At 62.4% G+C, this 6387-nt stretch carries 6 protein-coding genes; 4 read left to right on the top strand and 2 right to left on the bottom strand.

From position 1 onward, the window contains the following. Positions 1-5: 5 nt before the first annotated feature. The 4 genes from crtD to VFO93_RS20530 all read left to right on the top strand — a co-directional run bounded on the left by crtD (position 6) and on the right by VFO93_RS20530 (position 3601). Entirely contained in the window at positions 6-1505 is a 1500-nt protein-coding gene (crtD, locus tag VFO93_RS20515) for a 1-hydroxycarotenoid 3,4-desaturase CrtD (protein ID WP_325136268.1), read from the top strand. A 77-nt stretch (positions 1506-1582) separates the two neighbouring features. Beyond that, positions 1583-2254, top strand: a complete 672-nt coding sequence (locus VFO93_RS20520; protein ID WP_325136269.1) for a carotenoid biosynthesis protein — start codon at positions 1583-1585, stop codon at positions 2252-2254. A gap of 71 nt (positions 2255-2325) precedes the next feature. Then, entirely contained in the window at positions 2326-2940 is a 615-nt protein-coding gene (locus VFO93_RS20525; RefSeq protein ID WP_325136270.1) for a hypothetical protein, read from the top strand. Between the two features lie 76 nt (positions 2941-3016). Continuing rightward, positions 3017-3601, top strand: coding sequence for an arylesterase (locus tag VFO93_RS20530; protein WP_325136271.1), 585 nt, complete (start codon positions 3017-3019; stop codon positions 3599-3601). Between the two features lie 83 nt (positions 3602-3684). Here the strand turns inward: VFO93_RS20530 and VFO93_RS20535 are convergent, their stop codons facing one another. Continuing rightward, a complete protein-coding gene (locus VFO93_RS20535; RefSeq protein WP_325136272.1) occupies positions 3685-5367 on the bottom strand; it encodes an alkaline phosphatase family protein in 1683 nt (560 codons plus the stop codon). 134 nt (positions 5368-5501) lie between these two features. Beyond that, positions 5502-6335, bottom strand: coding sequence for a tyrosine-protein phosphatase (locus VFO93_RS20540; RefSeq protein WP_325136273.1), 834 nt, complete (start codon positions 6333-6335; stop codon positions 5502-5504). Positions 6336-6387 lie beyond the last annotated feature (52 nt).

Below are 6387 nucleotides of genomic sequence, written 5' to 3' on the forward strand. Positions count from 1 at the left end.
CTAGCGTGTTTACTAAAAAGCAGAAATCTCCGCCCTCTCGCCAACCGGTCGCCGTTATTGGCGCGGGGGTAGCGGGGCTGGCTGCCGCGGCGCGGCTGGCGGTGGCGGGGCACCCAGTCACGGTATTTGAGGCTAGTAGCTCGTTTGGGGGCAAGATGCACCAGTTTGAGCTGCCGGGTGGCTACCGCTTCGACGCGGGGCCGTCGCTGTTCACGCTGCCGCAGCTCGTGGATGATGTTTTTCGGCTGGCCCATCGCGAGCCGGCCGACTACTTCCGCTACGAGCGGCTCGACCCGATTACGAATTACTTTTTTGCCGATGGCACGCGCCTCACAGCCTGGGCCGACAGCCAAAAGTTTGCCGCCGAGGTCGAGCAAAAGCTGGGCACCCCGGCGGCGGCGGTTACGCAGTTCCTAGGTCGCAGCGGCCGGGCTTACGACGCCACGGCGGGCACGTTTCTGCACAAGTCGCTGCATAAGGCGGGCACTTATTTCAGCCCCGAAACACTGAAGGCCGTGGCCGCACTGCCCTCGCTGGGCCTCACCGGCACCATGCACGCGCGCCACGAAAAGGCATTTGCGGGCGACCCGCGGCTCGTGCAGCTATTTGACCGCTATGCTACTTATAATGGCTCAGACCCCTACCAAGCGCCGGCCACGCTTTCGCTCATTCCGCACCTGGAGCACGGCATTGGGGCGTTTTACCCGGAAGGTGGTATCTATGCCATCGCCCAAAGCTTGCATCGCCTAGGTGAGGAGTTTGGCGTGAAGTTTCGCTTTAACGAACCAGTACGCGAGATTCTGACGGCCGGCGACCTCGTTACGGGCGTGCGCACCGACCAGGATATTTATGATTTTGGGCTGGTGGTGAGCAACATGGACGTGGTGCCCACTTACCGCAAGCTGCTGCCGCAGCAGCCCGCCCCCGAGCGCACCCTAGGGCAGCCGCGCTCGTCGTCGGCGCTGATTTTCTACTGGGGCGTGGCCCGCGAGTTTGCCGAGCTGGATTTGCACAACATCTTCTTTTCGGCCGACTACAAGCGCGAGTTCGACGCCATTTTCCAGGAGAAAACCGTGGCCGACGATGTGACGGTGTACGTCAACATCACGAGCAAGAAAACACCCACCGACGCCCCCGCCGGCCACGAAAACTGGTTTGTGATGGTGAACGTGCCCCACGACGAAGGCCAGGACTGGGCTACTCTCACGGCCCACACCCGCCGCGTAGTGCTGGCCAAGCTCAGCCGCATGCTGGGCGCTGACCTAGAGCCGCTTATCGCGGCCGAAAAAGTGTGGACGCCACCCGGCATCGCGGCCGACACGTCCTCGTTTGGGGGCGCGCTTTACGGCAGCTCTAGCAACAATGCGCTGGCAGCTTTTTTGCGGCACCCCAACTTTTCAAGCCGACTTCACGGACTGTACTTTTGTGGCGGCTCGGTGCACCCGGGCGGCGGCATTCCGTTATGTTTACTTTCGGCTAAAATAGTCGCCGACTTAATTAGTTAAGAGTTGAGAGTTAAGAGTTAAGAGTTAGCCAAATAGCCAACTCCTAATTCTTAACTCTCAACTCTTAACTCCTACCTATGGAGTTTTCGAATTCATCGACGCCCTCGGCCGCGCCTGCTTCGCGGCTGCGCGTGGCGCAAGGGCTGATTTTGCTGTTTCACCTCACGGGCTTCGTGGGGCTGGCTTTTGCCCAGGATAAGGCGTTTTACCTCAAATACACGCCCCTGACGCTGCTGCTCACGGCAGGGCTGCTGGGGGTGTTTCAGCCCGAGCGCAACTGGTCGTTCTGGCTGTTTGTGATGCAGACCTTCCTGCTTGGGTTCACGGCCGAGTTTGTGGGCGTCCACACCGGGGCGCTTTTTGGCAGCTATACCTACGGCGCCACCCTAGGGCCCAAGTACGTGGAGGTACCGTGGCTCATTGGCCTCAACTGGGTGATTGTCACGTACTGCGCAGGCGTGCTCACGACCTACTTGCCCCTGCCCATGCTGTTTCGGGTGCTGGTGGGCGCGGCCCTCATGGTGGGCTTCGATTTGTGCCTCGAGCCCGTGGCCAGCCGCTACGACTTCTGGCACTGGACCGGCAACGTGATTCCGCTACGCAATTTCCGCGACTGGTTTCTGTTGTCGTTGGTGTTGCAGCTGCTGTTTCAGCGCAGCTCCTTCATCAAGCGCAACCCCTTGGTGCCGCTAGTTTACCTAGTGCAGCTGCTCTTCTTTTTCGTGCTCGGCTTGCTGGCGGGCAAGTAGCCGGCCGGGCGCAACCTTACCCGGAATTATGCCGTTCGGACAGCACTGGCCCTGCTGCGCCAGGCTTCCACATGTCTACCCTTCCCCCTTTTGCGGCTACGGCCTTCTCGGCGAGCATGGCCGTATTTCGCCGTAAGGGTATCCACGCACCTACCGATACCGAATTAGCCGCTGCTCTGGGCATCGCGCCAGGCGCGCTGGCCGCACAATACCCCGACCGGGCGGCCCTGCTGCTGGATAGCCTATACACCGACCTCGAGCGCCAGAAACATGACCACGTGCGCCTGTATGCGCGGTTTGCGTCGGCGGTCGAGCGGCTCTACGCCCTCATCAATTACTCTATTGAGGATTTGGTTGTTACTGACACAGCCTACCTCACCGATTTGACGCAGTTTCCAGCGGCCTGGCAGCTAGTGCAAGACCATCTGGCTACTTATTCTACGCCGCAGCTGCATCAGTTGCTGAATGAGGGTATCCTGCAAGGACTGTTTCGGAGCGATATCAACATCCGGCTCGTCACCATTATCCTGATTCAGCAGGTCAATATTGCCATTACGCCGGGTCTTTTTCCGGCCGGCAGCTTTCAGGCAGCGGAAATTTTTCGCAGCATCTTTTTGTATTATATCCGGGGCCTATGCACCGAGCAGGGGGCGCACCTGGCGGCCGAGCATTTTGCCCGGATGTAAGCTTTTCAGTCTTTTTTAGCAACAGTGCCCCGTCGCCGCCTCTTTTAGAGGCGGGCGGCGGGGCAGCTTTTTATTCATGAAAAATATACTTTTCTTTGGCGACAGCCTCACGGCGGGCTACGGCCTGCCGGCGGCCGACAGCTTTCCGGCCCAGATTCAGCAGAAGCTCGACGCGGCTGGGCTCCAGTACCGCGCCCTCAACTACGGCGTGAGTGGCGAAACCAGCGCTGGCGGCCGCCAGCGCCTACCCAGCGTGCTGGCCCGCCAAGCGCCCGACATTTTTGTGCTGGCCCTAGGGGCCAACGATGGCCTGCGCGGCATTGCGGTGCGCGAAACGGTGGCCAACTTACGCTACATCTTGACCGAGGTGCGGCGGCAGTTTCCGCAGGCACAGTTGGTGCTGGCGGGCTTAGAGTTTCCGTTTGACCTAGGCCCGCTGGGTGTGCCTGGTCTGGCGCGCTACGCCCAGGAGTTTGCGGGCCTGTTTCGCTCGTTGGCGGAGGCAGAAGGCATAGCCTTTGTACCCTCGCTGCTGGCGGGCGTACTGGGCCGCCCCCAGCTCAACCTACCTGACCGCGTGCACCCCAACGCGGCTGGCCAGCGCCTACTAGCTGCCAATGTGTGGACCGTGCTGGAGCCGCTGCTGCAAGTGGCGGCGTAGCGTGCACTACACGACAAAGCCCCGGCATCAGCTCTGATGCCGGGGCTTTGTCGTGTAGTAGCACTAGCGATAAGAATCGCCGCTTACTTCTTTTTCAACTGCATAACAGCCCCTTGCGGGCTCAGCACCTCCACGATGGGCTGGCCGGTGCAGGCGCTGGGCAGCTTGCTGTTGAGCAGCATGGCGGCCGTGGGCGCGATGTCGGTGATGGTGTGCGGCGCGTAGCTGACCACGCCGGCCGGGATGCCCGGCCCCCACCACAGCAGCGGCACGTGGGTGTCATAGGCGTAGCCGGTGCCGTGGCTGGCGCCTACCCCGATGTCGCCCGTCCAGCCGGGCAGCAGCTCAAAGCGCACGTCGCCGAAGCGCGGGTAGTAAAGGCCCATTTGCAGGCGGGCCTCCAGGCCGGTGGTGTAGCCGCCGTTCAGCAGTTGCGTGGTGGTGTTTACTTGCGCAATGCCGGGCTGGTCGCGCAGAAACTCGGCCAGCACCGCCTGGGCGTGCGCCAGGTCGAGCTTGCGCTGGGCCAGCAGCGGGCGGTTGAGGTAGTACATGTGGTTGCGCTCGGCTTCTATCCACTGGCCGGGGCCGAGTTGGGCGGCGAGGTAGGCATTGGCGGCCTTGTTGAGGTCGGCCTGCGAGAAGGCACCCACCGGGGCCTGGTGGTCGGCGAGGTAGCGCGTCACCTCGCTCGCGCCGTGGTCGGCGGTCAGGAACACGGCGTAGTTGCCCTTGCCCACGGTTTTGTCGAGGGCTTGCAGCAGGCGGGCTAGCTCTAGGTCGAGGCGCAGATAGAGGTCGTTTTCTTCCTTAGAAAGCGGCCCGAAGGTGTGGCCCACCGCATCGGGACTGGAGTAGCTGATGGCCAGCAAATCGGGCACGTCGTCGCGGCCCAGGTCGGTATTTTGCAGGGCGGTCAACGCCAAGTCCGTCAGCAGGTTATTGCCAAACGGTGAGGTGTACATGCACTCGTAGGGCGGCGGGTTTTGCGGAGCGAGTTTGGAAAGGTCGTAGGGAAAGGTAGCGGCGGTTTTGCCCTTGAAAATGCGCTCGTAGCGGTTCGAGTCGGGCAGGCTGTTGCGGTAGGCTTCGGGGCCGCGCAGGGGCGTCCAGGTCTGGCTGCGGTAGGCGTCGGCCTTCTTCTGGGCATTAAAGCTCTGCACCCAGGCCGGCAGCGTGGGCATATAGAACGTGCTCGAAATGAAGTTGCCCGTGCCCGTATCAAACCAAAACGCGCCATCGGCCATGTGCCCGGCCGGCAGGGCCGAAGCCCGGTCTTTCAACGACATAGCCAGCACGCGGCTGCGGCCGCCGTAGGTCATTTTGAGCTCGTCGCCGAGGGTGGTGCTCACCTGGTTGCGGGCCGATACGCCCATGCCCTTGGTGGCCGGGCCCACGAGCGTCACGGTGGTGTCGTCGGTGCAGTACACGTCGCGGCGAAGCTGGCGGCTGTACCACGAGTTGCCCACGATGCCGTGGTAGCGCGGCGTAGTGCCCGTGTACACGCTGGAGTGCCCCGGTCCGGTCACGGTCGGGATGTAGTTGTAGTGCGTGTTGCGGCACTCCAGGCCCTCGCGCCGCAGCCGGTTGAAGCCGTCCGGCCCAAAGTCGTTGGCGAAGCGGGTGAGGTAGTCGGGCCGCATCTGGTCGACCATGATGCCCACGAGCAGCTTGGGCGCGGGGCGGTTTTGGGCGAAGGCTAGCGGGGCGCTTAGTAGCAGGCCGGTGGATAATAGTAGCGTGCGGTTTATAGAAAAGAATTTCACGTAGGTTTTCTCTGGTAGGTAAGCCAGCCGGATTCCGGCTGGTTTTTAAGCTGTAGAGACGCATACTTGCGTCTCACGTCATTCGGCTGCCAGGCGGGCTGAACAACGTGAGACGCAAGTATGCGTCTCTACTTCTAATTTGTTAAATACTTGGCGCGCAGCGCCGCCAGCTTCTTAGGCGTCAAGTCCATCTCCTTCGCCAGGTACTTATCCACCGAGCCATATTGCTTGTCGATGGCCGCAAACGTACCAGCCAGATAAGCCGGGTTGGCGGTCATCAGCGGGCGGTAGGCATTCACGGCTTCGGCCGACAAGCCGGCCTGGCTCAGGCGCTGCAAGCTTTGCTCGCGGCCGGCCTGCCAGTACACGTCGGTGGCGGCGTAGTCCTTAATGATGGTAGGCCGGGGCACGCCCAGCGCCGACAGCACCAGTGCCGCCCCGATGCCGGTGCGGTCCTTGCCCGCCGTGCAGTGGAAGAGCATGGCCTCGCTGGCGGGCAGCGCCAGCAACTCGTCAAACATGGGCTTGTACTTGGCCGGGAAGAAGCTGAGGTTGGTGTACACGGCCCGCATCAGCGAGTCGCGGTTCACGTTTTTGCCGCCGCTCATCATCGCGCGCGGGTCGATTTTCTCGCTGCCGGCGGGCAGCTCCACGCGGCGCGCGCCGGGGGGCAGGCGGTCGGGGGCCTGGGCCACTTCCTGGGGGCCGCGCAGGTCGCACACCAGCGCCACATGCCGGCTTTGCAGGGCTTGCAGGTCGCTGTCGGTCAGCTTACTGATATCGGCCGAGCGGTAGATGTGTCCCCACTTCACGCGCTTGCCGCCCGCGGCCGGGTAGCCGCCGAGGTCGCGAAAGTTGCTGCTGCCTTGCAGCGTCACGGCGCGGCGGGGGTTGAAAACGATGGTATCGGGGGTGGTTTGGGCCAGGGCGGGGGTGGCGAGGAGCAGGAGGAAAAGGAGCTTTTTCATTTCATGAATTATTGGGTACTTCCCTGGCGTGGGAACCTCACCCCCCGGCCCC

It is taken from the genome of Hymenobacter sp. (assembly GCF_035709525.1).
GTDB lineage: Bacteria > Bacteroidota > Bacteroidia > Cytophagales > Hymenobacteraceae > Hymenobacter.